This window comes from Desulfomonile tiedjei DSM 6799, from assembly GCF_000266945.1.
In the GTDB taxonomy this organism is placed as follows: Bacteria; Desulfobacterota; Desulfomonilia; order Desulfomonilales; family Desulfomonilaceae; genus Desulfomonile; species Desulfomonile tiedjei.
The window spans coordinates 2997276-3023105 of record NC_018025.1 but is presented as its reverse complement, the minus strand read 5'-3'; the positions used below and the strand labels follow the sequence as shown (position 1 = coordinate 3023105).

Below are 25830 nucleotides of genomic sequence, written 5' to 3'. Positions count from 1 at the left end.
ATCCGGAATGGGCTGACCACAAGTTCAACCGACTTGACACCTTCACCTATTCAAAACTCATGGCTTCCGCTGCATCTAATTGGCTTGCCCGCCGTGCCGGCAATAATCCTGAAGTAATTCCGAGGATCACACTGAACAGCACGCCGCCGGCAAGACTGGCATAGAATACTTCCTGATCCGGCATGGTCTGAAAAATGCGGATTAACCATTCGACCAGCAGGTATCCGGAAAATATTCCTATAATCGCTCCTGTAAAGCTGATGCACACGGATTCCAGAAGAAATTGAGACATAATCATCTTATCGGTTGCGCCTACGGCTTTTCGTAAGCCGATTTCGGTTGTCCTCTCCTGAACTGCGGCAAGCATAACGTTGGTAATACCGAGCCCACCCAGCACAAGCGTCACCATCAGCGCAAAGTACAGGAAAACCTTTACCAGAAGAACTGCTCTTTGGACTGTCTGAATGCGTTCCGGAAAAGAGCGCACTTCCACGGAATCGGCGAACGCCGGCCTGTTACGCAGAAGCAGTTCATAGATCTGTTGCTGCAACTGGCCGACTATATCCCAGTTTACCGCTCGCACATATATGTCTTTGATTTCGTACATATATGCAAACCGGGACCTGGCAACCGTAAAAGGAATGAGGATGGTCTCATCAAAAAGTGGGTCTTCCATGCCTCCAAGAATACCGATCACGGTGAACATGTTACCGTCAATAAATATGGTCGATCCCAAAGGATTTTCTTCAGGCTTGAACAGAGAATTCTTGATCCGTTTTCCAAGTACACAGACGCTGGACATTCTCCTCAGATCGTTGTCGCCGATTATCCGTCCTGTTTCCACGGGAAGGTGGACTGCATCGAAGAAATTCGATTCCACTCCCATGAGTCTACCCTGAATTTTGGTCCGGTCGCGGGAGAACGTATAAGCCCAGGTCCATACGATCGGCGAAACGAACCGGCATCCGGGCAGTTGCCGCAATTCGTCAACATCATTCTGGTAATACTGACCATTGTGCCACTGGGTCATCTTTTCCGTATCCCATGTGGCTTTGATAATAGTGGTACTGCCGAGTAATTCCAGATTTCGGCTCAAATCGCTCTCAACGGACTGCCCCATGGTGATTATGGTCACGAGACCGGCAATCCCAAGAGAAATACCAATAATCACGCTCTTATAGCGTCGTTTGTTTCTGTAGATTTGCTTGAGTGAGATTCTCGTCAGGTCATAAATGAGCATTGTTTGCCTATAAATGTCTCATTCTTCTGGGGTACTCGGATTGGCGATGGTAGTTAATTAGGTGCCGCCCCCAATTTGTGACGAACCAGACAGAGTACCTTCGGATTTTATGAGATGATCTGCATCCGCAGTTTTGGTTCGTGCACCTATCCCTAGACTACATGAGGGCTTAGTGATCGTCAAGTTTGTATCGTGTCTTGTCCTTGTCCAAACATCGTGAGGATTGGCTCAAAAAGGCGCATTTTTGAATTTAGTTTCCTGTTTTTATTCATCTTATTTAAGACAGTATTTTTCAGGGGGGTTGATTTCTCAAGGTAATATGTTAGATTGACAGTGCTCGCGTATGCAGGATGAATCGGTATCTTTTTGGGAGGAGCCGAATTGGTACGTCTGTGCAAAACGGGAGTTCAGGCAATCATGAAGCCTGACTGAGATTCCGGAAAAGCGGCAATTGTTTTTTGAACCAGAGGTAATCAAGTTGGTTTCATACGAAAGCGTTATTCTTGCAATTACTGCAGGTTGTCTTGGGTTGATTGCCACGCTGGTCTTAATTCCGGTTCTGAAGAAATCCGCATTCAAACATCAGATCCTTTCCTATCCAGGTGGACGCAGAAATCATGAAAAACCTACGCCGCTCCTGGGTGGAGTAGCGATTTACATCCCTTTTACCGTCGCTTTCTTCGTTTTCTATTTTTTGGAGGTGTCCGGGAGACTTCCATTCGGAAAAGTGGCGAGCAGTCAGATGCTTTCCCTTTTCTTAGGCGCAACCACTATCCATATTTTAGGCACTTACGACGATATCATCGGTTTGCATTGGACAAGGAAACTTGCCGGACAATTTTGTGCGGTCGGAATCCTGCTGTTGGGCGGCCACACCATTACCACTGCCACTATTCCCTTTGTTGGACTTGTAAATTTCGGCTGGTTAGGCGGTCCTGTGTTCCTGGTATCCATTCTGGCCATTGTAAACGGCATCAACCTCATAGACGGACTCGACGGTTTGGCTGGGGGAATCTGTTTTTTTGCCGCAATTACCAGTGGCATAATCGGGTTGTTCAAGGGGGACCTGTTCGTTGCCAGCATAGCCTTTACCATTTCGGGCAGTCTTCTTGGATTCCTTTGTCATAATTTTCCACCTGCTTCCATCTACCTGGGAGACGGCGGAAGCCTCATGCTCGGATTCGTGCTTGGTACTCTGGCGACCAGCTCAGCCGCAATTTCTCCGGGCCAGCGTTCCGGCACTATGGGGATGATACTGATACCATTCCTTCCTTTCGGCATTGCACTCCTGGACGTGCTACTGGCAATAATACGGAGGTGGGTAACAGGAAGAAGAATATTTCTCGCTGATTCCGATCACTTGCATCATCGTCTGATGGAAAAATTTGGTGAACCCAGAAAAGTTGCCGCCATCATCTATTTCTTCAGCGCACTCCTCGCGGCCATGACTCTCGTGCTCGTCCTGGGGCCAAGATCCATGTGGAGCGTGAGCTTCATTCTCGGATCGGGGATGATCCTGCTCTTCGTCGTCGTCTCGATGCTCAGGCTTTACCGTATTGAAACTCTTTCCAAGACCATTGAAAATAGGCCTCATTTCCAGTTCCTTTCGAGCTATCATTCGTTTATGAGTCGCAGGATACATCGAGCCCGTTCCTTTGAAGAACTGATCTCCTTGTTGGAATCGGGAGTACGGGATTTAGGCTGCGATTTTGTCGAGGTCTACTACGGTCAGAATACGGTCAGGAAATGGATGGTTCAGCAGAAGCTACATGAGGGAGCTCCGAGGACAGAAGCCGAAAGGACCTTCCATGGAGTGCGATTTCACGTACGATGGGCATTCCCCATTCATGAAAGCGAAACATATCACAAGTATCTTCTCCTTACATGGTACAGAGTCCTTAACGAGCTGGAAGAACGGCTCCAATCGTTTTCCGACGGATCTCAATTGTATGAATGGCTCACAGAACAGAGATATGTCAGGAGCATTCTCAGTTCACAACAGGCTGAATTTTCCAATCACGTGCAGAATTCCGCCATACAGGATTATCTCGTGCATTCTCCCGTCCCTTTTTACGTAGTAACTGTCAACCACAACAATTTTGAAGAATTGCGCCGTCTCATCGTATCTCTGGAACCGTTCAAATATCTCAAAAAGCTCATCATTGTTAACCATTCCAGTCCCGAGAGTGTTGGGAATCCCGTGGCATCGTTCCCGATCCAGATTATCCATCAGGAAAACAAAGGATATGGAGCAGGTCTGAACAGGGGCCTGGAGGAGATTTCGGAACCGAACGCAATTACTCTTCTGTGCAATCCGGATGTCACGATCATCAACCCGGAAGCGATGCTGGAAGCTATCGAATACCTCACGCAAAACCCCGAGGTAAGTTGTCTTATTCCAACCCTGGTCGATCCGAGATTCCGTCCCACCTATTCCTGTCGCAAATTTTATACCCTAAAGACTCTTATTGCTTCGAGAATGCCCTGGTTTAAGAATCGTCCGCCGGAGTTTCTTAAGCAGCATCTCTATATTGACCGGAACAGATCGGATCCTTTTGAAATTGATTGGGGCTGCGGAGCTGCCATGTTGTTCAGAAATTCTCTCTTTCCGCATCCACTCTCCTTTGACGAGCGATTTTTTCTGTACTTCGAGGATGTCGATCTGTGCACGAAAGCATGGCAGGCAGGCTTTTCCGTGGTTTTTTTCCCGAAGCTCGTCTGCCTTCATGATGAGCAGAAGCGCAGCCATAGTCAAATGAGCTTTTTCATTACGCACCTTGTAAGCATGTTCAAATATATGAACAAATATTCGGGATTGCCTCGACGTGAGCATCTCACAGATCGATCCCGGAATTAATTCACTTATCTTCTTAATAAATTCTTCTAACATCCCGCTACTTCATTGAATTTTCTCACATACTATAGTATGGTTACCCGGTAGTCGTACTCTGTGCGGGAAGAGCTCCTGCTAATCAACCGTTTTTGTATGGAATCGCGGGAAGAGAACTGTGTTGACCTACGAACATGCTTTGATCCTGTTTGTCAGGCATCTTGAAACAGAAAAGATGCGTTCTCCCGAAACGGTCCGCGCATACGTTACGGATCTGCGAGACTTCTGCAGGTACCTGATGGACGGGAAAAAATTCGGAGAGATAGAAGATGTCTCCAAGGTAGACCAATTTCATATCAGAGGTTATCTTGCCGGAGGATTCGGCCGACTAAGAAAAACCTCTGTCGGGCGAAAACTCGCCGCATTACGGAGTTTCTTCCGATTTCTCGTTCGCGAAAAATACCTTGACCTCAGCCCTGCAGCAGGAATCCGTGCGCCGAAGACCGAAAAGCCTCTTCCGAAAGCTCTCTCGGTCGATGAAATGGAACGATTCTTCAGCAGGAATACGGAATGCGGGATGCGGGACATGGCACTGTTTGAGTTGCTGTATTCATCCGGATTACGCGTCAGTGAGTTGACGTCTTTGAATGTCCACGATCTCGATTTCGACAATGGGTGGTTGAGGGTAATAGGAAAAGGGCGCAAAGAAAGGTATGTTCCTGTTGGAACGGGTGCGGTAAAGGCATTGAGACAATATCTGCCACTCCGTTCGGAGATTCAGTCCAAAGCAAAGATATTTACTGAAGCTCTATTCCTGAATTCTCACGGAGGACGCCTTTCTGCAAGAAGTGTAGCGCGTTTTGTTAAGCAATGCGCTCTGGTGGCTGGTATCGCAAAAAATGTTTCCCCTCACGCTTTCCGCCATTCCTTCGCCACCCACATGCTTCACGGGGGTGCAGATTTGAGATCTATACAAGAGTTATTGGGACATTCCAGTCTTTCCACAACCCAGAGGTATACGAAAGCAGATCTGGCAAAACTCATGGAAATATACGACCAGTCCCATCCGCGCAGCGGAGTGGAGCATCCCTCCGGACGAAAAACAAAACAAAAAGCATCCGGAGACTAAACCCAAGGGTATACTGTCCGACAAGAGGACCATCAGGATGAAAAATACAAAAGTGAGATCGACCACTATTCTTTGTATCCGGAAAGGCACCAAAGTGGTAATGGCCGGTGACGGCCAGGTGTCATTCGGAGATACGGTTGTCAAACACTCTGCCAAAAAGGTTCGGAGACTTGGAAAAGGCATGAATATTTTGGCAGGATTTGCCGGTTCCACGGCGGACGCACTCACGTTGCTGGAAAAATTCGAACAAATGCTGGAAAAGTATTCCAATAACCTGACCCGCGCGGCTGTAGAGTTGGCCAAAGAATGGCGAACAGATCGGCTTTTGAGAAGATTGGAAGCGCTGCTTATAGTGGCGGATGCGGACAAAACATTCCTTCTCTCAGGCAACGGCGATGTGGTAGAACCTGATGACGGTATCGTAGCCATAGGATCGGGCGGAAACTTTGCACTGGCTGCAGCAAGGGCGCTGCTCCAAAATACGGATTTGGAGCCAAAGGAAATTGCCGCGCTTTCCATGGGTATTGCCGCTCGGATTTGCGTTTACACAAATGAGGAGATAGTATTGGAGGAACTTTGAGGTTCCCCATTGTGAGGTTTGATGGAAACGTTCACTCCACGCCAAATTGTTGCCGAACTCGACAAGTACATCATCGGACAGGATCGCGCCAAACGTATGGTGGCAATAGCCCTGCGAAACCGATGGAGACGAAGGCAGGTTCCTGAGGATCTCCAGGATGAGATCGCCCCCAAGAATATCATTATGATCGGCCCGACGGGTGTCGGAAAAACCGAAATAGCACGAAGATTGGCAAAACTCGCTCAATCGCCTTTCCTCAAGGTCGAAGCCTCAAAATTCACGGAGGTAGGGTACGTTGGACGGGACGTCGAATCCATGATCAGAGATCTCATGGAAATTGGGATCAACATGGTGAGACAAGAAGAGTACGAAACGCTTCGCCCGAAAGCGGAAGAATTGGCGGAAGAGAGACTTCTCGATATTCTGCTGCCGGTGAGATCTTCACGTAGACCCAGAAGACCGGGCACGGGGCCGGTCGCTGTTGAGTCCGGCGAGGACATGGAGGTCGCTCAAAGAACCCGCGAAAAATTCAAGAGAATGCTTCGTTCAGGCAGATTGGCCGACAGGGAAGTGGAAATAGAAACTCAGATGAATGCGATCCCTGTCGTAGAGGTTTTCTCTCCCGCAGGCATGGAGGAAATGGACATCAACCTCAAGGACATGTTCTCGAACATATTTCCGGGGAAAACCAAACGGAGAAAGGTCAAGGTTCCTGAAGCACTGCAAATTCTCGTGCAAGAAGAATTGGGCAGGCTTATCGACAATGACAAAGTGACCAAGATGGCGAAGGAGCGTGTGGAACAAACCGGAATCGTGTTTATCGACGAAATGGACAAGATTGCCGGAAGTCATTCCCATGCCGGAGGCCCGGATGTTTCACGGGAAGGAGTCCAAAGAGATCTGCTTCCCATTATCGAGGGCAGCACCGTCAATACCAAGCATGGAGTAGTAAGGACGGATCACATCCTTTTCATAGCCGCCGGTGCATTTCACGTTTCGAAGCCTTCAGACCTGATTCCTGAAATACAGGGTCGTTTTCCGTTGCGCGCGGAATTATCCGCTCTCACCCGGGAAGACTTCGTCCGCATTTTGACCGAACCCCGGAATGCTTTAACGAAGCAATATCAGGAGCTCCTCAAGACTGAAGGAGTGACTCTCGAGATAGAAACCGACGCCATCCAGGAAATCGCTTTACTGGCAGAGGAAGTCAACGAACGTGCGGAAAACATCGGCGCTCGCCGTCTTCACACCATAATGGAGAAACTCCTGGAAGAAATCTCTTTCGAGGCTCCGGATATGTGGGGCGTTACGGTACGTATTAGTCCCGCAATAGTCAGGGAAAGACTACAAGATATCGTGAAAAGTGAGGACCTGAGCCGTTACATCCTGTAAACGCGGGGGGACCTGTCTTTGAGTGAGGCAGCCCCCCCGTGCTCACCGAACTACTTTCGCATCCGTCTTCCCGGGTAGAAGACCGATCCTACCCTGCATCCATCCAGCAATAAGGCGGCATGGGAATGTGAGAGAGAGGCAAACGGTCTTACTTTTTCTTTGAAGCCGCGGCTCTCTTGGATGCTTTCAAGGGGTTAATTTTTTGCGTTTGTTCAACGGCTTTGCGTTCGAGATGGGTTGCGAAATTACAGGATCCGCGTGCCCATTTGACGGCGGGGTTAGGGGCTACCGTGCAGAATGTGCCTTCCTCGAAGGAGGCGGCTCGGGAACAGCCCTGGCAAGAATCGACGACCGAATGGCACCGGCCGCCGTTGAAATTGCACCCTTTTCGGGTCATAAATGCACATTCGACTCCCTTTTTCAAGGTTACGCACTGCATTGTTTTCCTCCGGTTATATTGGAATCAGGAGAACCCATAATTCCTTTGTGTTAAACCATAATTATAACATCCCGGATCTCGCGCGCAAGACAAATTCTCCAGAGATCGCAAATTTTTGTGGACTTTATTTCGTATTTACCGAAATCAGACACGCGAGACGCACCAGCTATATATCCTGAAATTTGGATGTCGTCGCGAGAAGATGGGGCCTTGCGGTAGTGTTCTACCGCAAAGCCTCCTGAAGCCGTGCGAAGGCGAGCTAATGCCTTCCATTCACGGACAATTATCTTGAGCTACCTGCGACGACCTTTAGTTTTCCGGTTTGCTTCTCCTGTGTTTTTTCCGATTTCAAAGTCGACGAATATGCCAAAGCCAGGAGAATGGAATTGAACTTGGTCTGCGAGGTATCTCCCCGGGATGTGAGAATTATCGGGACTGTTCCCGGGCCTGCAGTGATGATTCCACCTGAATCGACGAGTAATCCGAGGCTGCCCATTGTTTTGGAGAGCAGTTTGTACAGAACGTTTGCAGTGTTGATGTCAGTTGCCACGAGACAATTGGCATCGCCCATGATCTGTCCGTGATAATTCTTCTCCAAAGCCACCTCGGGATCGGTAGCCAGGTCGAAGGACAAAGGACCTTCCAGGACCATCGGACCGTACAACTCTTCGAGTTCTTTTGAACGCTGTTCCGCCTCCGCAGCAAGCAGAGTGGAGGGAATCGCTGCAGTTTCTTTTTCCACTGCTGTGATGATTGCAACCTTGAGCATCTGGTCTTTGGATACCACGGGCCTGACTACGTTCAACTGGTTGCCGACAGTATTGAGGAGCTGATCCACATTTCTGAAGCCCGGATTGACAGCGGCATCGGAAAGTGCAAAGAAACGTCCGTCCGGAAGGACGAAGAGTGCCGTATGGGAAGCCATTTTCTTCTTTGGCTTAACGCCGTCGACCGGTTCCTCATTCTTGTAAATTGAGAGGGCTTCCTTCAAGAGCCCCGGAGTATCCACGCTTCCTTTCATGACGACATAATCTCTGCTTTTTTCGAGAAAATCGTGAAAAACCTCGGCCATGGCCTTCTGCTTCTGCTCGAAACCCACGATAAGCGGATTGATGGGAATAATCTCTACCCTGGGGTCCTGATTGGGAAGCAACGACGCTTTGGATCGCTGAATTGCATTCATGATTTCTTCAGGGTCGCCAATGAGGGCAATCCTGTTCAGGAGGCCATAATCCTTGGCGTTCGAAACGGCCAACAAAGCGTCTTCGTTATCGGCACCAACGAGCACGATGTTCACCTGAGACAGTTTTCCGTCACTAATGTCGCCGGAGACCTCATCAAGCAGACGTGAGAAAGAAAAAGTCTCCAGGCCTCCACCTGAAGCGCCAAGCACTTGAAGCGCCTGTTTCATGCTTTTTTCTTCAACGGAATAATGCAGTCTGCGATCGCCTTTGGCAGGGTTGAGGTACATCTCGAAGAGATGATTTGCCACCAGATAATCGTGCTCCAGAGAATCCAGGCACATGATCGGCGTAAAGGGGCTGTCGATACGCTCCCGGATCTTTTGGAACAGTTTCTGAAAATAGGGATCGAGTGCCATCATGCTGCTGATAACAATGAAATTCGGACGTTCCGACGGATCTCCTGCGGCGGCCATCTCAAGCACCATTGCTACCTGTCGAGCATAGGAATCGACTACGTGATTCAGACTACGTTCCAGTGCCGCTGACACTTTTCCTGATTCGATTATCATCAGGATTTCGCAAATTTCTTTGACGCCTGTGCCGATTTCCCGCGCAGTGAGACGAAAATTCGGTGGAATCACGAAATTCTCTTGTCTCAGCCAATCGACTATTTTTCCGAAATCGAAACTTATGAGAGTCTTATTCGCTTCTTGAGCTGCCAGTTCACGTACGATTCGAGGCCCTATTTTTCTGGCAACAGATGCAAACAGTTCATCGAGGGTCATGACCAGCAGGTTGAAATTCTCCGGATTAATGTCTTGAATTTCTGATAATAATGCTGCAAGCGATTTCAAAGGGGTGACTTTGACGTACCCTTTGAGGCTCTGCCGCAATTCCCTTGAGTCTTCTTTGAAAAGAGAGCTCACTGCATGAAAATCCAGGGTTGAAAATGAAAGAGGACTGCACAACGACGCGTTGATGCCCTCCCCTCGTCCTTGATGCCTCAGGAGTTGTCTGAGTTCCCATGCTACCAAAGCCCCTCTGTTGAGAGAGCTGTTGTGAAGGCGTTTCCAGGATTCGTCTCGCACTTTTTCACTCAGAACATACGTCCCGTCAGGGAGAGTCCCGATGTCTCCTCCGCCACAAACGATATCCGTGATATCGGCTAGTTTAATTCCCTGTTTGAGAAACAGGTTGGTTATTTGAAGCGCCAAAGCCTCAGGAGAGGTCCCGAACAGGCGAAATTCTATTTCACTTCTGAACAAAACCTCGAATCCCCTTGTTGCGAGAACGTAAACTGCATACCTCTTGGCGATTATCGCAACACAAATCTTGTTCTTCAGGCCGTCCATCCCTGCCCGCAGTTTGCCGTGATCTGTTTCAATGGCTTTTCTGCGCACAATATTGTTTATGATCATGTTGATAATGGGACTTTTCTTCCCGGGTCCGCCTGATCGATATAACGCCAAAATGTAAAGCGAAAGCAAGTCTCCGTACAGCGGAACTAGTTCAACTTCTTTTCCAAAGTTTTCCGATGCAGCTACAAGTTTTTTGAGAAAATCGTTAAGAGGATCAAAATCTTGGGCAGTTCTGCCGTTGCTGTCGATTTTGTGCACAGGATCTATGACTGCAGTGCGGATGAACTCTGCCATCTTTTTGAGTTCTTCGTGGATGGGGGCTGCAGATTGTATAGCACTTTGAAGTTTAGGAATCTGGTCTTCTTCTTTTGGTGCATTTGGGTCAAATACACTACGTGAATACAGCCCGGAGTTCGTCAACGCGTCTTTCATCCCATTTATTATCTGAACTACGTCATTGTTCGCTTCCATAATGAATGGCTCCCAATTTCGGTTGTGGCTACTTTGAGGGTTTTTGCACCCCTGTTGGTAGTACTAGTTTCATATAATATGTTTCATGGAATATAATCAAGTGTCACGTACGTGTGATCGCGAGGTGAACAGCCTCGTCGGATAAAAACAATCCAGGTATGGAGAAATGGTGAAGATACTTGTAATAAATAGCGGAAGCTCATCCTTGAAATACACGCTTTTCGAGATGACATCTGAAACAGAGCTCTTCTCGGGCTCAATTGAAAGAATCGGCTTGAATCAAGGCACTCACTCTTTTCGGGATGAATCGAGTGCCACGACACAAAATGCGAGTGTGCACATCGAAAACCAAGGGCAAGCGCTCGACATGATGCTGGAAACGCTCTTCAAAAGTGGGCTGCACCGAATGGAGGAGATTTCTGCAGTCGCGCATCGTGTGGGGCACGGAGGAAAGTACAAAGTGGCAACTCCTGTTGATGAAGGCGTCAAGCAGGAAATTCGGAGAATGACCCCCATGATTCCGTTGCATCATCCTGCCATGCTCAAGGAAATAGAGGAATCGATGATACGAATGCCCAATGCGCTTCATGTGGCAGTGTTCGACACGAGTTTTCACAGGACGATTCCCGACCACGCTGCCATTTACGGGTTGCCGTACCACTACTTTGGAGAACGCGGATATCGCAAGACAGGTTTCCACGGTCACTCTCACGACTACGTCTCTTCAAAGGCTGCGGAATTCCTCTCGACACCTATCGAAGACCTCAATATTGTTTCCTGCCATCTCGGGAATGGAGCTAGCATAACAGCCATCCAGGGGGGACGATCCATCGATACGACTCTGGGGATGACCGCTTTGGAAGGACTAATCATGGGGACAAGGTCCGGCGATGTCGATCCGGGACTGCTTCCAATAATCATGAAGGAGGATTCCTTAACACCGGATCAAACGATCCACATGCTTTCCAGAGAATCTGGTCTCCTGGGAATCAGCGGGATCAGCCCGGATATGAGAGAAGTGGAAACAGCAGCCCGAGCCGGCAATGAACGAGCCTCACTGAGTTTCGATGCCTTCTGTTATAAGGTTAAGAGATATATCGGAGCCATGATGGCCGTCATGGGTGGGTGCGATGTTCTTATTTTCACAGGCGGAATCGGTCGTAACAGCCATGCAGTACGGTCCCGTGTGGTCGAGGGAATGGCAGGTTTGGGATTCATGATCGATGAATCCTTGAATATCGGTCCTGACCGTTCCACCGCGGATAAACCGGTTATGGACATTTCCCACCCGGATTCGCGTGTGAAAATCCTCGTGGTCAGGACATTCGAAGAGATCATGATGGCCAGGGAGTGCTTGAGCGTGTACCGCCAGCATTCTTGCGGCGGGAGATGCTCGTAGCATTTATCCGAACAACACTGGAGTAAACAACGCTACTTGGTTGTGAAATCAATTCTTCCCGGTTGTGGCAGACTCATCGAGCGCCACAACCGACCGTGCGGATTTGCTGTAATAGTTCCCGTAGTAACCGTAATACCCACCATACCCGGACCCATAAAGGGAAGATCTGCCGTTTGCCATATTGAGAACTACTCCAAGAATCCTGCTGTTGGCCGAAGTAATCATCATCTTTGTCTGGCGCACAAGATCTACGGGGGCCGTTCCTTCCCGTACGACCATAATTACTCCATCCACTTTGCTCGCCAATATACGAGCATCCGAGAATCCTCCTACAGGAGGCGAATCAAGGATCACGAAATCGAACACACTGCTGCATCTATCAATAAAATCTCTCATACGATCCGATTCCAGGAGGGCAACCGGATTAGGCGGGAGGGGACCGGCGCACACGTAATAGAGGCCGGGAATTCTTGATTTGTGTAATATTTTCTGGAACTTGACATCATCCTGAGTGAGATACGTGGTAAGTCCCGGAACAGTATCAGGCTGGTTGAAGACCTCCCCTACTCTCGGTCTACGGAGGTCTGCATCCACAAGCAGCACTCTTTTCGTGCTCGAGCACAAAACTGACGCAATCGAGACGCTGATAAATGTTTTTCCTTCCCGCGGAACAGCGCTTGATACAGCAATTGTACGCATGGAGGAGGCAGGTATGGAAAGAAAAATCGATGTTTTTATGTTCTTGATGGCTTCCGAGACAGGGGCTTTGGGAGAATTATGAGCTATGAACTCGTATCCTGAAGTGTTCCCGTTCAAACCGTGAATTCTGCGGTGTTTGTTGATATCCGGTACTGCTCCCAGGCTGGGAAGGTTGAGGTACTTTTCCACATCCTCGGTTGAATGAATGGAATTGTCCATCTGCTCCAGCACGAACGCGGCGAAGACTCCGGCCAAGAGCCCCAGAAAAGCCCCTATCAACAGATTAAGTTTCTTGTTGGGTTTTACCGATCCGACTGGAGTGGTTGGAGGATCGATCACGCTGATATTGTTTCCGATAATTTGGATATTGAGTTCCATCTCCTTGGATTTCTGGAGAAGGATCTTATAAATCTGTTCGTTCGTCTCCACTTCTTTTTTCAGGACAGCATATTGCACACCCAAAGAATTGTTGTTCATCGCTTCTTTACGAGCCTGCTCAAAAGCCTGTTGCTGCATCGACTCCTGAGAACGTGCCGTCTCCAAAGCCGAGGTGATTGCTTTTTCTTCGGTTTCTGCAAGCTTGTTCTTGAGAAAAGCAATCTGCTTTTTCAGCATGAGCACCTTGGGATATTCTTCAGCATAGATCTCCCGCAGTTGCATGTATTCTGCTTCAAAAAGCGCGAGTTTTTCCTTCAGGCTTTGGAGATCGCTGGGCTTGAGGTCGGGCGGTAACACGGCCAGGCTCTGGGTTCCCTCTTTCTGGAGGGCTTCCAATTGCACACGATGTTCCTTGGATTTCACGAGCCCTTCAGCGCTGCTGTTGAAGAACCTGAGCACATGATTCGAAGTATCTTCCAGAGAAACGATCCCGTGCTGATTCGTGAAGTTCACAAGTGCAGCCATCGATTTTACCAGTTTGTCTTCTGCGCGGGTTTGCTCCCCTTTTAGCCATGTTACGGCTTCGGAACTGATGATTCTTCTTTTTCGCAAGTTCTGGTCGAGGTATAGTTGGATATATGTGTCGAGCGTTTTCTTCGCAAACTCAGGATCTTTCGCTTCCATGGAGAGAGTGAGCAAACGGCTGTTGCTCTCTCTTTTCACAAAGACTCTATCTGTTACCGCTCGTGCAAGACTTTCTCTTCCGACTTGATCCCCTTCCGGTTGCGGAACGTCCGAAGAAAAGAAAGAAACAAACCAGCCTGCAATTTTGTCGAGTGTACCGGGTTCGGCCGGTTTGAATTCCTGAGATTTGGTAAGGTTCATCTTGTCGATGAGGGCTTCTGCTAGTGACCGGCTCTTCAGAATGCCTGACTGGGTGGCGAAGAATTCTGCCTGAGCCCAATTCGGGGCAAGACTTTCTCCAAGAGTGTTGATTGAGTTGGATGCCTCTTTCTCGAATTCGAGCGTAGCGGAAGCTCTATAGATGGGTACACGTGTGAAAGTGTAAGCAGCAGTCAAAGAGACAACGGCCAAGAAGACAATCAAAATGGCTCGTCGTCGCTTGACGATAATCTGAATGTAATCTTTGAGACTCTTTTCAGGTTGCTCATCAAACTCCTGAATATGAAAGCCCCTGGAATGATGGTTCTCAGAAGCAGCTCTCGGCCGGTATTCCACAGGAATCTCGTCCTGTCCCAGAGTTACGGTGATGGGATCATCCGTACGGCGATTTTTTGGATCCATACCCTTGATGTCCTGTGATTTTTGCTATTACAATGGAAGAAAATAAAGAAGGAAAATCCTGACGAAACTTTGCATCCGCATGCAACGGTTACACTTCTTCCTCATACACCATATCAGGATCATTTTTTAATTTCAAGTTATATCTATGAATCCTGCAGCGTGCACACGGAATTTCTGGTATTTTGTCGATTATCAGACTCTAATACTTGGAAGCGTCTTCAATTCTCCTGTACTGCTTTTTCTTATCGAAACCGAGAGGCGCTTCCTGAAACGTCGACAACCCTTCTTCAGTTGCGCGAATTTTGTCTTTACCACGGTATACAAAGAAGAAAATGCCATGATGAAGATCCATCAGAACATCCGTGTGGAGCGCCGAGTCAATCCTACTGAACAAAGGTTCCCCTTTTACCGTAAAATACCCTCCTGCAAAGACCACCAGGAGGAATATGGCAAGTCCGACAGACAACGATTTCACATTAACCTCCTTGGAAAACCTGGACCGACGAGCTTAATGCTCCCAGTCTTCAAGATCGCGACGGCTCGGGTCTATAACCGTCACCTTTGAATTCTTGAGCGCAAGCCACTTACCACATCTTTTGCAGTATATCTTAACGCCTGTTTTTCGGACCGACTTGTCGACCCGAACACCGCAATCATCGCAGGTGATATCAGCGCTTTCAAGCGAATCCAGAGCGTATGCCTCCCAGATCTGTCCGCTTGAAGGTTCGATCTCCATAAGTTTCTTGACCGCATCTACCATGGTTGCGGCATCGGAAGACCCCATTTTGTCAGCAGCACACACGGATTCGATCACTTCCACAAGTGACTTGAAATCCGAATGCCGAGTATCAACCGGTTGCTTGGCTGAAGGTGCCGTTCGCCTTCTGGACGGCCATTTTATTCGGAATCCGTGAGTTGGTAGAAAACCCTTGAGCTTCTGGGGGTAGTTCCTAAAATACCAGATGAGAAAGATCACAATCCAAATAGTTATGCCTATTATGATTTCCATGCTTTGGCGCTCGCCCTGATAACGAAGATTCAATGCCGTAAAAGCCGCGTCCCTATTATATGCCGTGAAGAGAGAAAGTGTAAGCCCCCTGAAGAAAACATCTAATCGGATTCTTTCATGATTCTCGCTCGATGACAACAGCCTCCAATTTTTTCAGTACAGCAGTCACCTGTCGGCAGGTATGTTCCAGATCTCCAGTGTTGTCAATCACTATGTCAGCTCGCTTTTTCTTGTCCTCAATATCCATTTGTGCAGCAAGTCGTGCCTCAGCCTGATCGAGGGACAGCTTATCGCGCTGCACCAATCGACCCGCCTGGAGCTGACGCGGCACATAGGCGACGACAATAAGATCGAAACTCCCTTCCCAGCCGCTTTCGTAGAGTAGCGGAACATCGACAAGCACCATGGAGTGTCCCAGAGCTTCAAGTTCACGAATAATGCGTTCTTTTTCGCTGGCCACAAAAGGGTGGATTATTGACTCCAGACGCTTCCGAGCAGAGGGATCTCGGAATACGATTTCCGCCATCGCCTCGCGGTCGAGCCTGCCTTCACGGTCAAGCACCTGGTTGCCAAAAACCCTCTCTATTTCCTCGAGTCCTGAAGATCCCGGTTCTACCGCTTTGCGTGCAAGTTCGTCTGCACAGATGAGAGGTATTCCTTTGTCGGTGAACATTTTGGCTATAGTGCTCTTGCCCGAGGCTATGCCTCCCGTTAATCCGACTACGAGCATATGATTACCTTGTGCCATCGAATTAGTCGTAATGAGTTGGATTGTCTTATGCCTGTGGAGAATGATTCAGGTTTTCATCCCCATGTGCGCATAATAAAGGGTACCACGGCTGAGAAGCCCTTGGCAAATGGAATTTGAAGAGGTGTGCGAATGAGATGATTGCTGCCGGTGAATGGCTGGTGCGGGCAACGCTTGCGCGCTGCCCGAAGTTCTTTGGGCTATTTCTCGCCTGTACGTCCTTCAGCGAAAGGATCGAACAATGTGACATCTTTCATGGCTCCGAACGGGCAGACAAGTCCGCACATTCCGCACGCAACGCATTTTTCTACGTCAAAAACCACCTTCTGATCGAGTTTATTGACGCTGAGGGCTTCAGTGGGACAGAGTCCGGTGCAAGCCCCGCAATGGACGCATAACTCTTCTTCTCGCCATACTTTGTCCGCGAGATGTTCCACCACGACCTGATGCTGCTCCAGAAACGATATCCCTTTCTGGATGGTTTCATCATCACCCCGAAGCTCCAGCAGAATACGTCCTTCGCGTCGCGGCAGGATTTTAGCTTCCAAGATGTTGAAAACTAAATCGAAATCCCGTGCGAGTCTATAAATCACGGGTTTGTACATTATATTGGATTTGAATATGAGTAGTACGTTACGAGAAGCCATTGAAAACCTCATTTCGTTTGGTCGTTTGCGTGCGTGGTCTCACAAAGGAATTGAGACCAATTCCAAATCCCCTACCGCGGCAATCTTGTCGCCAAGAATTGCAAGAGCACCGGTGATTCCGGGAATGGACATTGCCCATTCAACCGACGCTTTGATATCCGATGCCTTCTGGACTCGATTTCCCATTGCAGTGGCAACGGCATCTGCTAGAGACGTGTCCGGGGAAACCACCGTGGCTGCATCTGCCTTGCCGAGACTCAGCGAAGGACCGACTTTGGCCGATGATGTGCAGATTCCTACCGGAATGGGAGTTGCGTCCAGCCTTAATCCGATGCGTCCGCTGAACGGTGAGCTTCCTGCATAAAGCCCTACTGTGACTGGAGAATCTACGTGCAGGAAGATGTCTCCTCCATTCTCTACGATTACTTCCGGAGACATTCCTATCAGTTCTCTGCCGACAAATTCTGCTATTGCTCCCGCGACAGCGGCCATGGGACCTGTATTCGCCTTCTTCCCTGCACGTATCATGCTAAGGACCAGCGGAGAATCCTGTGAGTCTTCGCCGACCGGAAGGAGACTCGTCAGAAACTCCGGTCGTCTTGCAATCGCAGCTTCCACCTGAGACCGTGCTTTGAGGATCAGTGCTTTGGTTTCACGCTCCAAAAGCGAATGAGCCTTTACATACAGGTCAGATGTTTCGATAACCACTCTAAATGAGACGAAACGATCATGGCTGCCGAAATCCCGATAAGTTCGCGGTTCGTACACGATTGGAACTGTCATCTTAATTGACTCGGCACACGAATCGCAGCGATTCGGAAGAGTGTTTCTTCATCACTCTTGTCAGGCAAAAGAGTAATTCATCGAAAGTCCTTCAGTTCTGAAATCCTTCAAAAGGAACTGAAGGGAGGACTTCCTGGGGTTCACCTAACAGGAATTTGCCTGAAGTTATCCATTCCTTCAGGATGGAGGCAATTTCCCGGGCTGCCGCATAACTGGACAGGGGGGCGGTTGTGACTTTCTTTCCGTCTACTTCGATTTCTCCGCTGCGAAGCTGAGCGTACGATACGTGACAGAGAGGCTGCGATGCTTCCCCTGAAGGATAGTTCAAGCCGTAATCCACCACAGGGACGAGAATCTCGTCATCCGATACGGAGGTGAACCGGGCCATATCCTCGTTCAAAATGGGAATGGGTATGCCGATTCCAACATTCAACGAGCAGCCGTAACCGGTCAAAGATGCGCCTCTCAAAAATCTGGGCGACATGCCTTTCAAATTGCCACGTACCGAAATGGTACCGGCGCCTCCCATCACGACGCCATTCTCCGATCTTTTCACTCCAGGATTGTGTTGAGTTCCGGGGCCGATCACATACCCTATTCCTCCACCGAGGAATATACGCGTGCCGACACCGATGGTTCTGTAGAATGGATCGTTGAGGAGCGGACTCAACTGCCCGGAAGTGGAGAAATTCGCATTCATGCACTCCGGGCGCAAGATTCCCATGTACGTATAAATCGTTTTCTTCGAGAGATTTATGCCGCAATTATAATTTTGATACCCATTTCTCGGGTTTAAGAGGACGGCATCCGGAATATCGTTCAACGTCATCTTTTTCGTGAAGCCCTTGTTGGGATAACAATCCGTGCCGTATGAAGATGCTTTTACAATAATTTCACGACCCGCGACCAAATCCTCAATGACATGGCCGCCTCCATAACGAAAGCGACCGGGAAAAACCTTGTTCAAGGGATCGTCTTCACGCGTCTGAGTGGCGCCTATATAGCAATCCACTGCCGCAATCCCGGCATATGCCTCGACTCCGTTCAGGTATATTTTGCTGGTTCGAATTCTGGGTTTGGTATGGCCCGTATTGAGAAAAGCGCCAGAAGAACACATGATCCCGAATGTGCCGGTAGTCACTACATCCACTTTTTGGGCAGCCTCTAAGTGACCGTTTTCTTTGACAACATCGATCATTTCCTCTGCAGTGACAACAACAGCTTTTCCATTCCGTATCTTTTCGTTTATCTCTTGAAAAGTTTTGTTCACTTTAAATACAGACATTAGGCAACCTCCCGGATGCGCATTTCCTCAGGTAAATCACAAGAAGTCAATTTAATCTTTTTGAGTCGGTTGGTCAAGAATGTTCAAGGTTTCCCGCGGCAGCAGGGTTTCCTGATCGCCAGCGTAGGATGCGGTGAATCCGCGATCCGCGCGGATTCACCGCATCAGTCGAGGTCTTTCGGGACCGATGCGATTCGAGACTGTCTCAAAAGTCGAGATTTGTCCTGATTCGTGGCACGATGTTTCCCCATCTTCCCGGCCTGATTGTAGGGGCGCCCCTCGTGGGTGCCCGGTAGTGACCGGCCTCCGTGCCGGTCATTCGGGAAAGGGCGGGCACGAGGCCTGCTCTACAAGGATCGTGAATCGTGGCACGATTATATTACTCTAGATGATTTTGCGACAGTCTCGATTCGCTTCGCTCATCACATCCTACGGGAGCTATAATTATGTCGGAAAGATGATGAGAAATTCGTGCCACGATCAAGGATCGTTTTTGACTCTTGAGACAGCCTCTGAATTACCGGGCTATTTTCTTTGGTCCCTGCGGGACGAAGAATTGCAACAAAGCAAGAAAGTTTGCCAAAACCTGCTGCTTTGGAAAGCGCCTTGGTGTAAGCGGTATTCAGCCCTTCAGTTGACACTACCCATCTGCTTGCTTAGAATCACTATGGGGTGGTGTAATACGGCTTTTCTCCACATTCCCGTAAATATTGGCAGAATGGAAACACAATGGCCGAGTATCTTGAAAAGATCACTATAAAAGGAGTCGAGATCCACCTGATGGATCCTCCGGAGTTGGACGTAGAATGGGTCGGTATGCAAGAGCCGCTGACTCAACTCCTGGCAGCCTGGTCCGATGACGGTTTGGACCCACCCATGCAACCGAGAATACTGGGCAAGCCTGGTGTGGGAAAAACATCGCTCGCGATCACTGCAGCAAAGGCAATGAAGCAGAAGCTGTATATCACGCAGTGTACAGTAGATACGAAACCCGAAGACCTCATCATTTCTCCTGTTATAGCTGATAATGGCAAGATTCGGTACGTCGCATCCCCGCTGGTTTCTGCCATGGTGAGAGGCGGTATCTGCCTTCTTGACGAGGGAAACCGGATGAGTGAGAAAAGCTGGGCTTCAATTGCACCTCTGCTGGACATGCGCCGGAGCGTGTACTCAATTGTGGCAGGTGTGGAAATAACTGCAAAACCCGAATTCAGGATTTGCGTCACCATGAACGAAGACGCCTCTACCTTTGAGGTTCCCGAGTACATTCATTCTCGGCTCCAGCCTGCCATTCACATGGATTTTCCGACACGGGAAGAAGAATACCGCATTTTACGCGGAAAATTGGATGGCCCTTCGGACGAGCTTATTCGGGAAGTAGTTGAAATGCTTCAACAATCTCATGCTCGTGATGAGGATCTGAGCGTGAGAGACGGACTTAATATCGCTCGGTATGCTTATCGTCTTCTCAAGTTCAAGCCCGATTTCGATGAACGCAAAGCTTTGGATCAATCGTTGACCCAGATCACCGGAGAAACCTTTGGCTCACTTAATGGCCCAAAACTGGTCTGATACGATCCGGTTCGAGAATATTACTTTCTTGGGAGTAATGCATTACAGGATCGAATTTGCGGTCCTGGCGCATCTCTTGATTCGCGATCTGAAGCCGGACTGTATTTGCGTGGAGCTTCCACACGGTTTGCGTCACGAAATCGCTTCCGGGGTCCGGGGGTTTCCTTATCATTCGGTAATCCTGTACGAAACTGCCGGTAAAGAGAATGCCGTACTGATGCTGGAAGGTTCCGATGGAGTTCAGGAAGCTGTTCGATCCGGACTCGAATTGGACATCCCTATCCGTTTCATAGACCCGCTGACGCTTCGCTATCCTCTGTTCATGGACAACCTTCCTGATGCGTATGTCGTGGATGTGCTGGGACAGCGCACTTTTCTGGAGACACTGAAGCTCTCCCCAGGTCTGCAAGAAGAAGATCCGGAGAACTCCCGCCGGGAAGCGTACATTGCCGCACGTCTCCAGGAAGCGGCAAAGGAGCACGAAAATATCCTTTATGTCGGCGGTTTTGCTCATATTCCGGGTATATTGAAACTACTTACGAAACCCCAGGCATTTCCTCTTATGAAGACCGGCATCTCCGCTGCTGTGCTTGCTCCTGTTCATCCGGATTCCCTGAAAAAAGGCTTTACTGAAATTCCGAAGATTACGGAAGTATTCGAGCGATGGCGCCAAGATCCGGGTGAATCGCGGCCGGAAAACAGGCACGAGCTGATCATCCAACTGATGCGTGCTGCTGCAGATTATTTCGAAGCACAAACCCGTCAGGAAGTGCCCGAATACGTTTACCTGACCTGGGTCAAGTTCCTCCGCAAATGGCTTGCCTTTCGAGCCAAAGTGCTTCCGGATCTCTACCATCTCGTTTCCTCGGCTCGTTCAGCTATGGATGAGGATTTTGCATACCATGTGCACGAGTTCCTCGCTGATTATACGTGGTCGAACGATCCACTGGACCCTTCTGCAGTGCTACTGGACGAAGACAACCTGCTGTTTCACGGGCATAAGATCATCCTCCACAAGAAACTGAGAACCCTTTTTCCATCCTCACGGAAGTACCGCATGAAAGCGGTAACTTCCACGAAATGGAAAGAGCATCTCAAGCGCACCTGGGATTCAGCGAACCCGGACGAAGTGGATATCTGTTCGTATCCACCCGAGGACGTGGAAGTCGAAAAATGGGGCACTGCTCTGATAAAACATGCCGCACACCTGCTGCAAACTTCACAAGTCGAAGTCGAGCCGTTTGTTGCTGACTTCGGCAATGGCCCGGATATCCGTGAAATGCTCCGAAGACATTATGAAAACCGCATTTACGTGAAAACCGGCGAACAGGGCGGGCTTGAGTTCGGATCTGTGGTGGTGATCTTCGATTCGGATGAACGGTCGGTCCGCTATCCGTTTCAGATGACATGGCTGGGTGAGCATTCTCAGGAATCGGACATGGCCTTTTATTCCACTCCTCCCGGTACTGACGTGGTCGGTCCAGGTATTAGCCGCATGGAGCACGGTGGTTTCACTCTGTCGTACCCGCCTCTCCGAATGTATGATGTCTGGCGAGATCCTGCATTCGATTTCGTGGAAACGCGGCATGAACGGTTGCTGGTGGCAGGAATAGCGTATTCCGAGAAACCCGGAATTGTATATGTGGCCAAATCTCCGCCTGCCGCAAAATGGAAAAAGCTCGCCAAGAGTATGGGAAGAAAAATTATCTACATTCCGCTTGGCTCGTTGAATCCTCTGCACGTCAGACGTATGAGAACCTTTCATATGCTCCAGAATAAGGGGCTGCGGAACATCGCACACGAGTACATGAAAAAGGACTAATATGATTTTGCATTCAAGGTGCTAACAGTACTGACCTGACTGCGCAGGTCAGTGCTGTCGTCATAATGAGAACTATCTTGATCGCAAGTCCGTGTAATATCCTCCTTTGCGGAAATTCCTTCGTGGATTCACAATTCCATTCCCAGACGTTCCCACACAGATTCACCCTCCTTGATTCCCACTGCTTTGAGGTACGGATAGGTTGTGAAGAGAAAATAGAAGAGCGGTACAACCCCCACCAGGATGATGATCAGATCGGGTATCACTCGTAACGTCCCCACGACTTGAACAAACGGTCTCTCGAAGAATGATGCGTCCCTTGCGACCCAAAGCGCTTGGCTGTAGCTCGTCCAGGTCTGGAGAATTCCTACCGGAAACAACGTGCCGAATGTGAGGAGTCCAAGGCCGCCGTTGAAACCCCAGAAACTCACCTTGAGTATTTTGTCGTTCCAGTGAGCTTTATCTACCATGCCTCGCCAGGAGAAAAGCAAGAGAGCTATGGAGAGCATGCCGAAAACGCCAAACAGCGCAGCATGTCCGTGATTCATGGTCAGGTACGTCCCATGTTCGAAATAATTGACCACCGGGAGATTGATCAAGAACCCGAACACCGCAGCCCCCATGAAATTCCAGAAAGATGATGCCACAAGGAAATACAGCGGCCACTTGTAGGGAAAATCAACCCCTTCTTTAGTGATAGATCTGTATTCCAGGAGACCTCTCACGACCAGACCGAAGAGCGGGATCGGTTCGAGAGAAGAGAAAACCGATCCAACCGCGAGCCAAAAAGAAGGCTGCCCGAACCAGAAGAAATGGTGTGCGGTTCCGAGAATTCCACTGAGAAAAGTGATGGCTGCAGTAAAGTATGCCACCATGAGAGCGCCTCTGGCGGAGGCAAGACCCAGACTGACGAGAAGCAACGAAATCACGGCGATCCCGAAAAATTCGAAAATGCTTTCCACCCAGATGTGTATCACGAACCATCGCCAATAATCTGCAACACTCAAATGTGTGCCCTTGCCGTACAGCAATCCGAAGCCGAAGAATAATACGATGAGCACCGAACTGATGACGTAAAAGATAAGGAGCGAGGTAAACTCATCTCGGTGCTTCAATCTGATATGGTTGGAAATCGGCCTGTACACAATGATCAGCCATGCAATTAATCCAAAGAAGAGTAGAAGCTGCCAGACCCTTCCAAGCTCCAGGAATTCCCATCCCTGATGGCCGAACCAGAACCACATATCTCCAAGATAGCCTTTAATTCCGGCCACTTCTCCAATGAGACTCCCTCCTGCAACCAGAAGGACTGCAATGAACAGCAATTCGACCGTTAATCCCTGTTTTTTCGGCTCTATGCCTCCCATAATGGGCGCGATGTAGATGGCCGAAGCAATCCATGTCGTCATTATCCAAAATACGGCGAGCTGCAGGTGCCATGTTTTGGCCCAACTGTAAGGTATCCAGTCCGCGATAAACTGGAAATAGAAACTTGCCGGGTGAATGGTGTAATGAGCCAGGAGACCGCCGAAATTCGTCTGCATCAAAAACAGCAGGATAACCACGAGAAAAAACTTCGCTGCTTTCCGCTGGCTGGAAGTAAGGGGCATGTCGATGAGTCTCTGGCCGAGTTCTACTCCTCGTGCAGGCCCGTACCAGATACCGTAGTGATGTACCATGAAGATGAAAATGCCCAGCGAGATAAACAACGCCAGAATGCCCCCCAGACTCCACAGATAGGTCTCTGCTGTGGGAACATTGCCTACGGTCCTGTCTGCCGGCCAATTATTGGTAAAAGAATACGTTTTCCCCGGCCGATTCGTAGATGCAACCCACGCTGTCCAGAAAAAGAATCGGCCTATTTCCAGTCTATCCTGGGGTGACGATATGGTGTTCGGGAGAAATCCGTATCGTACTTCTCCTTTCTCGAACATGGTGTTCCAGAATTCGACGACTTTCTGAAGAGCAAGGACTTGGGATTCCGTCAGAGTCAAAGTATTCGTGGCTGGATCGTATCGATTGGTTCGTATTTCCCTGACAGTCTTCAAGTCCACAATCTCTTTCTGGAGATCGTCGAGTTCGGCATATCCTTTTCCGTAATCCTGTTTGCTCACATAATCTCTGACGACCTCACTTTCGAGTCGCAGACTGGTCGCAGAGAATTCGGGTCCCCTCTGAGAACCGTGCCCCCAGACACTCCCGTGATCCATCAGCCCCCTTTGCTGGAAAACATCCTGACCGGCCAAAATATCCTTCTTGGTAAACAGGACTTCTCCATTCGGTCCGACGACCTTTCCCGGATATGGGGGAAGCTCTCCTTGCGTGAAGACCCCTCCCAAAATGAGAACGATGAGAGATATGACAAAGGTGAGAATAGCCGCCCACTTCAAAGCATTCATGTTCATAAGCACCCCTCCCGGATCAACTGGTACGAGCATAAACAAAAAACCCGTCGAGCAGACCAAATTCCTGACGGGGAACATTGGTAGTCGACGGGCATATCGGACAGTGATTTCCGCTAATGTGCATGACAGCCGAACGCATTAATTGAAAAGGTCTAGTACGTTTTCTTCTCTTCCCTCACCGACAATACTATAGCAGTTGACATAATTTCTGACCTTTTGAACACCCTACCCGTTGTGAGGAACGGTAGGGGCCGGCGTCCCCTGCCGGACCGAACTGGTTGATTTGTTTTTAAAAATGTGCCGGCACGGAGGCCGACACCCACCAATTTTTAAGAAGCACTTTTCGCAATCGGACAAAAATTCTGTCATTTGCTATAATCTTCGTAAGAATTAGTATTCTTTCTATTAGGCAACGAGTTTTTGTTTTCTGATCACTTGACCTCTTGCACTGATCACAATTTGTTCCATTGGAATATCTTTTCCGGCCATTTGCATCCCTTTACGAACAATAAGAGGCAATCCGGAACAACAGGGGACTTCCATTACAACCACGGTGATGCTTCTAATGTTGTTAGCCTGAAACACCTGAGCAAATTTCTCAACGTAGGCTTGAGCATCATCGAATTTGGGGCATCCGATCATGACGGTTTTTCCCGCGAGGAAATCTCTATGAAACATGGGATAGGCCACAGGAGTGCAGTCTGCTGCCACCAGGAGATCGGCATTCTTGAGAAACGGAGCTGTTGGCGGAACGAGACGAATTTGCACCGGCCAATGGCTCAGGGCTGAAACAGCACTGACGTTTCCTGTGGTTTCCTCTGTGCTCGCGCAGACTTTTGAAAAGCTCATGAGTGCTGCAGACGGGCAGCCGCATGCAAGATTTTCCTCCGGCTGAGCCTTTGATTTCATCTTTTCCAAGTGTTCGTGCACCGCTGCTTCGTCAAAATCCTCCGATTCCCGTTCGATCACCTGTAGAGCGCCGGTGGGGCATTCTCCCAGGCAGGCTCCGAGTCCGTCACAATATTTTTCCGCTACGAGCTTCGCTTTTCCATCCTCTATTTTCAAGGCGCCCTCGGCACAGGAAGTAATACACTGGCCGCAGCCATTACACAGTTCTTGATCTATCTCTATTATCTTACGTTTTACTTTCATTGT

Annotated in this window: 19 protein-coding genes; 7 read left to right on the top strand and 12 right to left on the bottom strand. The window is 49.1% G+C overall.

What is annotated here, in order from left to right; all coding sequences use genetic code 11:
• Window positions 1-46: 46 nt before the first annotated feature.
• Window positions 47-1240, bottom strand: coding sequence for an ABC transporter permease (locus DESTI_RS12670; protein WP_014810361.1), 1194 nt, complete (start codon window positions 1238-1240; stop codon window positions 47-49).
• A gap of 451 nt (window positions 1241-1691) precedes the next feature.
• Between DESTI_RS12670 and DESTI_RS28835 the strand changes: the two genes are divergently transcribed.
• The 4 genes from DESTI_RS28835 (at window position 1692) to hslU (ending at window position 7171) form a co-directional block, all read left to right on the top strand.
• A complete protein-coding gene (locus tag DESTI_RS28835) occupies window positions 1692-4097 on the top strand; it encodes a glycosyltransferase (RefSeq protein WP_052316045.1) in 2406 nt (801 codons plus the stop codon).
• Between the two features lie 151 nt (window positions 4098-4248).
• Window positions 4249-5199, top strand: a complete 951-nt coding sequence (gene xerA / locus DESTI_RS12660; RefSeq protein WP_014810359.1) for a site-specific tyrosine recombinase/integron integrase — start codon at window positions 4249-4251, stop codon at window positions 5197-5199.
• A 37-nt stretch (window positions 5200-5236) separates the two neighbouring features.
• Window positions 5237-5779 carry an ATP-dependent protease subunit HslV gene (hslV, locus tag DESTI_RS12655; protein WP_014810358.1) on the top strand — a complete coding sequence of 181 codons (543 nt, stop codon included), beginning with the start codon at window positions 5237-5239 and terminating at the stop codon, window positions 5777-5779.
• A 21-nt stretch (window positions 5780-5800) separates the two neighbouring features.
• Entirely contained in the window at window positions 5801-7171 is a 1371-nt protein-coding gene (gene hslU / locus DESTI_RS12650; protein ID WP_014810357.1) for an ATP-dependent protease ATPase subunit HslU, read from the top strand.
• Between the two features lie 148 nt (window positions 7172-7319).
• Here hslU and DESTI_RS12645 read toward each other — a convergent pair whose 3' ends face one another.
• On the bottom strand, window positions 7320-7610 hold the full coding sequence (locus DESTI_RS12645) for a PxxKW family cysteine-rich protein (protein WP_014810356.1): 291 nt from the start codon (window positions 7608-7610) through the stop codon (window positions 7320-7322).
• A gap of 283 nt (window positions 7611-7893) precedes the next feature.
• On the bottom strand, window positions 7894-10623 hold the full coding sequence (locus tag DESTI_RS12640; protein ID WP_014810355.1) for a phosphate acyltransferase: 2730 nt from the start codon (window positions 10621-10623) through the stop codon (window positions 7894-7896).
• Window positions 10624-10789: 166 nt separating this feature from the next.
• On the opposite strand from DESTI_RS12640, the gene DESTI_RS12635 reads away from it, so the two are divergent.
• The gene (locus DESTI_RS12635; RefSeq protein ID WP_014810354.1) at window positions 10790-12022 is read left to right on the top strand and encodes an acetate/propionate family kinase; all 1233 of its coding nucleotides are present in this window, start codon (window positions 10790-10792) and stop codon (window positions 12020-12022) included.
• A 48-nt stretch (window positions 12023-12070) separates the two neighbouring features.
• Here DESTI_RS12635 and DESTI_RS12630 read toward each other — a convergent pair whose 3' ends face one another.
• From DESTI_RS12630 to DESTI_RS12600, 7 genes are all read right to left on the bottom strand, one after another.
• Complete coding sequence (locus tag DESTI_RS12630; protein ID WP_014810353.1) at window positions 12071-14404, bottom strand: GumC family protein; 2334 nt, start codon at window positions 14402-14404, stop codon at window positions 12071-12073.
• A gap of 199 nt (window positions 14405-14603) precedes the next feature.
• Window positions 14604-14879: a hypothetical protein gene (locus DESTI_RS12625; protein ID WP_014810352.1), complete on the bottom strand. Its 276-nt coding sequence runs from the start codon at window positions 14877-14879 to the stop codon at window positions 14604-14606.
• A 33-nt stretch (window positions 14880-14912) separates the two neighbouring features.
• The gene (locus tag DESTI_RS12620; RefSeq protein ID WP_014810351.1) at window positions 14913-15413 is read right to left on the bottom strand and encodes a hypothetical protein; all 501 of its coding nucleotides are present in this window, start codon (window positions 15411-15413) and stop codon (window positions 14913-14915) included.
• Between the two features lie 115 nt (window positions 15414-15528).
• On the bottom strand, window positions 15529-16143 hold the full coding sequence (coaE, locus tag DESTI_RS12615; protein ID WP_014810350.1) for a dephospho-CoA kinase: 615 nt from the start codon (window positions 16141-16143) through the stop codon (window positions 15529-15531).
• 218 nt (window positions 16144-16361) lie between these two features.
• Window positions 16362-16808 carry an NIL domain-containing protein gene (locus DESTI_RS12610; protein ID WP_014810349.1) on the bottom strand — a complete coding sequence of 149 codons (447 nt, stop codon included), beginning with the start codon at window positions 16806-16808 and terminating at the stop codon, window positions 16362-16364.
• 39 nt (window positions 16809-16847) lie between these two features.
• Complete coding sequence (locus DESTI_RS12605; RefSeq protein WP_014810348.1) at window positions 16848-17591, bottom strand: UPF0280 family protein; 744 nt, start codon at window positions 17589-17591, stop codon at window positions 16848-16850.
• A 91-nt stretch (window positions 17592-17682) separates the two neighbouring features.
• Window positions 17683-18876: a homocysteine biosynthesis protein gene (locus tag DESTI_RS12600; RefSeq protein WP_014810347.1), complete on the bottom strand. Its 1194-nt coding sequence runs from the start codon at window positions 18874-18876 to the stop codon at window positions 17683-17685.
• Between the two features lie 729 nt (window positions 18877-19605).
• Here DESTI_RS12600 and DESTI_RS12595 point away from each other — a divergent pair.
• A complete protein-coding gene (locus DESTI_RS12595) occupies window positions 19606-20448 on the top strand; it encodes an AAA family ATPase (protein ID WP_014810346.1) in 843 nt (280 codons plus the stop codon).
• Window positions 20417-22270, top strand: coding sequence for a TraB/GumN family protein (locus DESTI_RS12590; RefSeq protein ID WP_014810345.1), 1854 nt, complete (start codon window positions 20417-20419; stop codon window positions 22268-22270). Before DESTI_RS12595 ends, DESTI_RS12590 begins: the two co-directional genes overlap by 32 nt.
• Window positions 22271-22398: 128 nt before the next feature.
• Here the strand turns inward: DESTI_RS12590 and DESTI_RS12585 are convergent, their stop codons facing one another.
• Window positions 22399-24675 (bottom strand): nitric-oxide reductase large subunit, encoded by a 2277-nt coding sequence (locus DESTI_RS12585; RefSeq protein WP_014810344.1) that lies wholly within the window; start codon window positions 24673-24675, stop codon window positions 22399-22401.
• Between the two features lie 405 nt (window positions 24676-25080).
• Window positions 25081-25827 carry an ATP-binding protein gene (locus DESTI_RS12580; RefSeq protein WP_014810343.1) on the bottom strand — a complete coding sequence of 249 codons (747 nt, stop codon included), beginning with the start codon at window positions 25825-25827 and terminating at the stop codon, window positions 25081-25083.
• Window positions 25828-25830 lie beyond the last annotated feature (3 nt).

Excerpts from the sequence above, each read along its gene's own strand:
- DESTI_RS12645 (WP_014810356.1), bottom strand. The coding sequence starts at position 7,610 with ATGCAGTGCGTAACCTTGAAAAAGGGAGTCGAATGTGCATTTATGACC.
- DESTI_RS12600 (WP_014810347.1), bottom strand. The coding sequence starts at position 18,876 with ATGTCTGTATTTAAAGTGAACAAAACTTTTCAAGAGATAAACGAAAAG.
- DESTI_RS12640 (WP_014810355.1), bottom strand. The coding sequence starts at position 10,623 with ATGGAAGCGAACAATGACGTAGTTCAGATAATAAATGGGATGAAAGAC.
- hslV (WP_014810358.1), top strand. The coding sequence starts at position 5,237 with ATGAAAAATACAAAAGTGAGATCGACCACTATTCTTTGTATCCGGAAA.
- DESTI_RS12585 (WP_014810344.1), bottom strand. The coding sequence starts at position 24,675 with ATGAACATGAATGCTTTGAAGTGGGCGGCTATTCTCACCTTTGTCATA.
- DESTI_RS12610 (WP_014810349.1), bottom strand. The coding sequence starts at position 16,808 with ATGGCTTCTCGTAACGTACTACTCATATTCAAATCCAATATAATGTAC.
- DESTI_RS12620 (WP_014810351.1), bottom strand. The coding sequence starts at position 15,413 with ATGGAAATCATAATAGGCATAACTATTTGGATTGTGATCTTTCTCATC.
- DESTI_RS12635 (WP_014810354.1), top strand. The coding sequence starts at position 10,790 with ATGGTGAAGATACTTGTAATAAATAGCGGAAGCTCATCCTTGAAATAC.
- DESTI_RS12605 (WP_014810348.1), bottom strand. The coding sequence starts at position 17,591 with ATGACAGTTCCAATCGTGTACGAACCGCGAACTTATCGGGATTTCGGC.
- hslU (WP_014810357.1), top strand. The coding sequence starts at position 5,801 with ATGGAAACGTTCACTCCACGCCAAATTGTTGCCGAACTCGACAAGTAC.
- DESTI_RS12630 (WP_014810353.1), bottom strand. The coding sequence starts at position 14,404 with ATGGATCCAAAAAATCGCCGTACGGATGATCCCATCACCGTAACTCTG.
- DESTI_RS12595 (WP_014810346.1), top strand. The coding sequence starts at position 19,606 with ATGGCCGAGTATCTTGAAAAGATCACTATAAAAGGAGTCGAGATCCAC.
- coaE (WP_014810350.1), bottom strand. The coding sequence starts at position 16,143 with ATGCTCGTAGTCGGATTAACGGGAGGCATAGCCTCGGGCAAGAGCACT.
- DESTI_RS12580 (WP_014810343.1), bottom strand. The coding sequence starts at position 25,827 with ATGAAAGTAAAACGTAAGATAATAGAGATAGATCAAGAACTGTGTAAT.
- DESTI_RS12670 (WP_014810361.1), bottom strand. The coding sequence starts at position 1,240 with ATGCTCATTTATGACCTGACGAGAATCTCACTCAAGCAAATCTACAGA.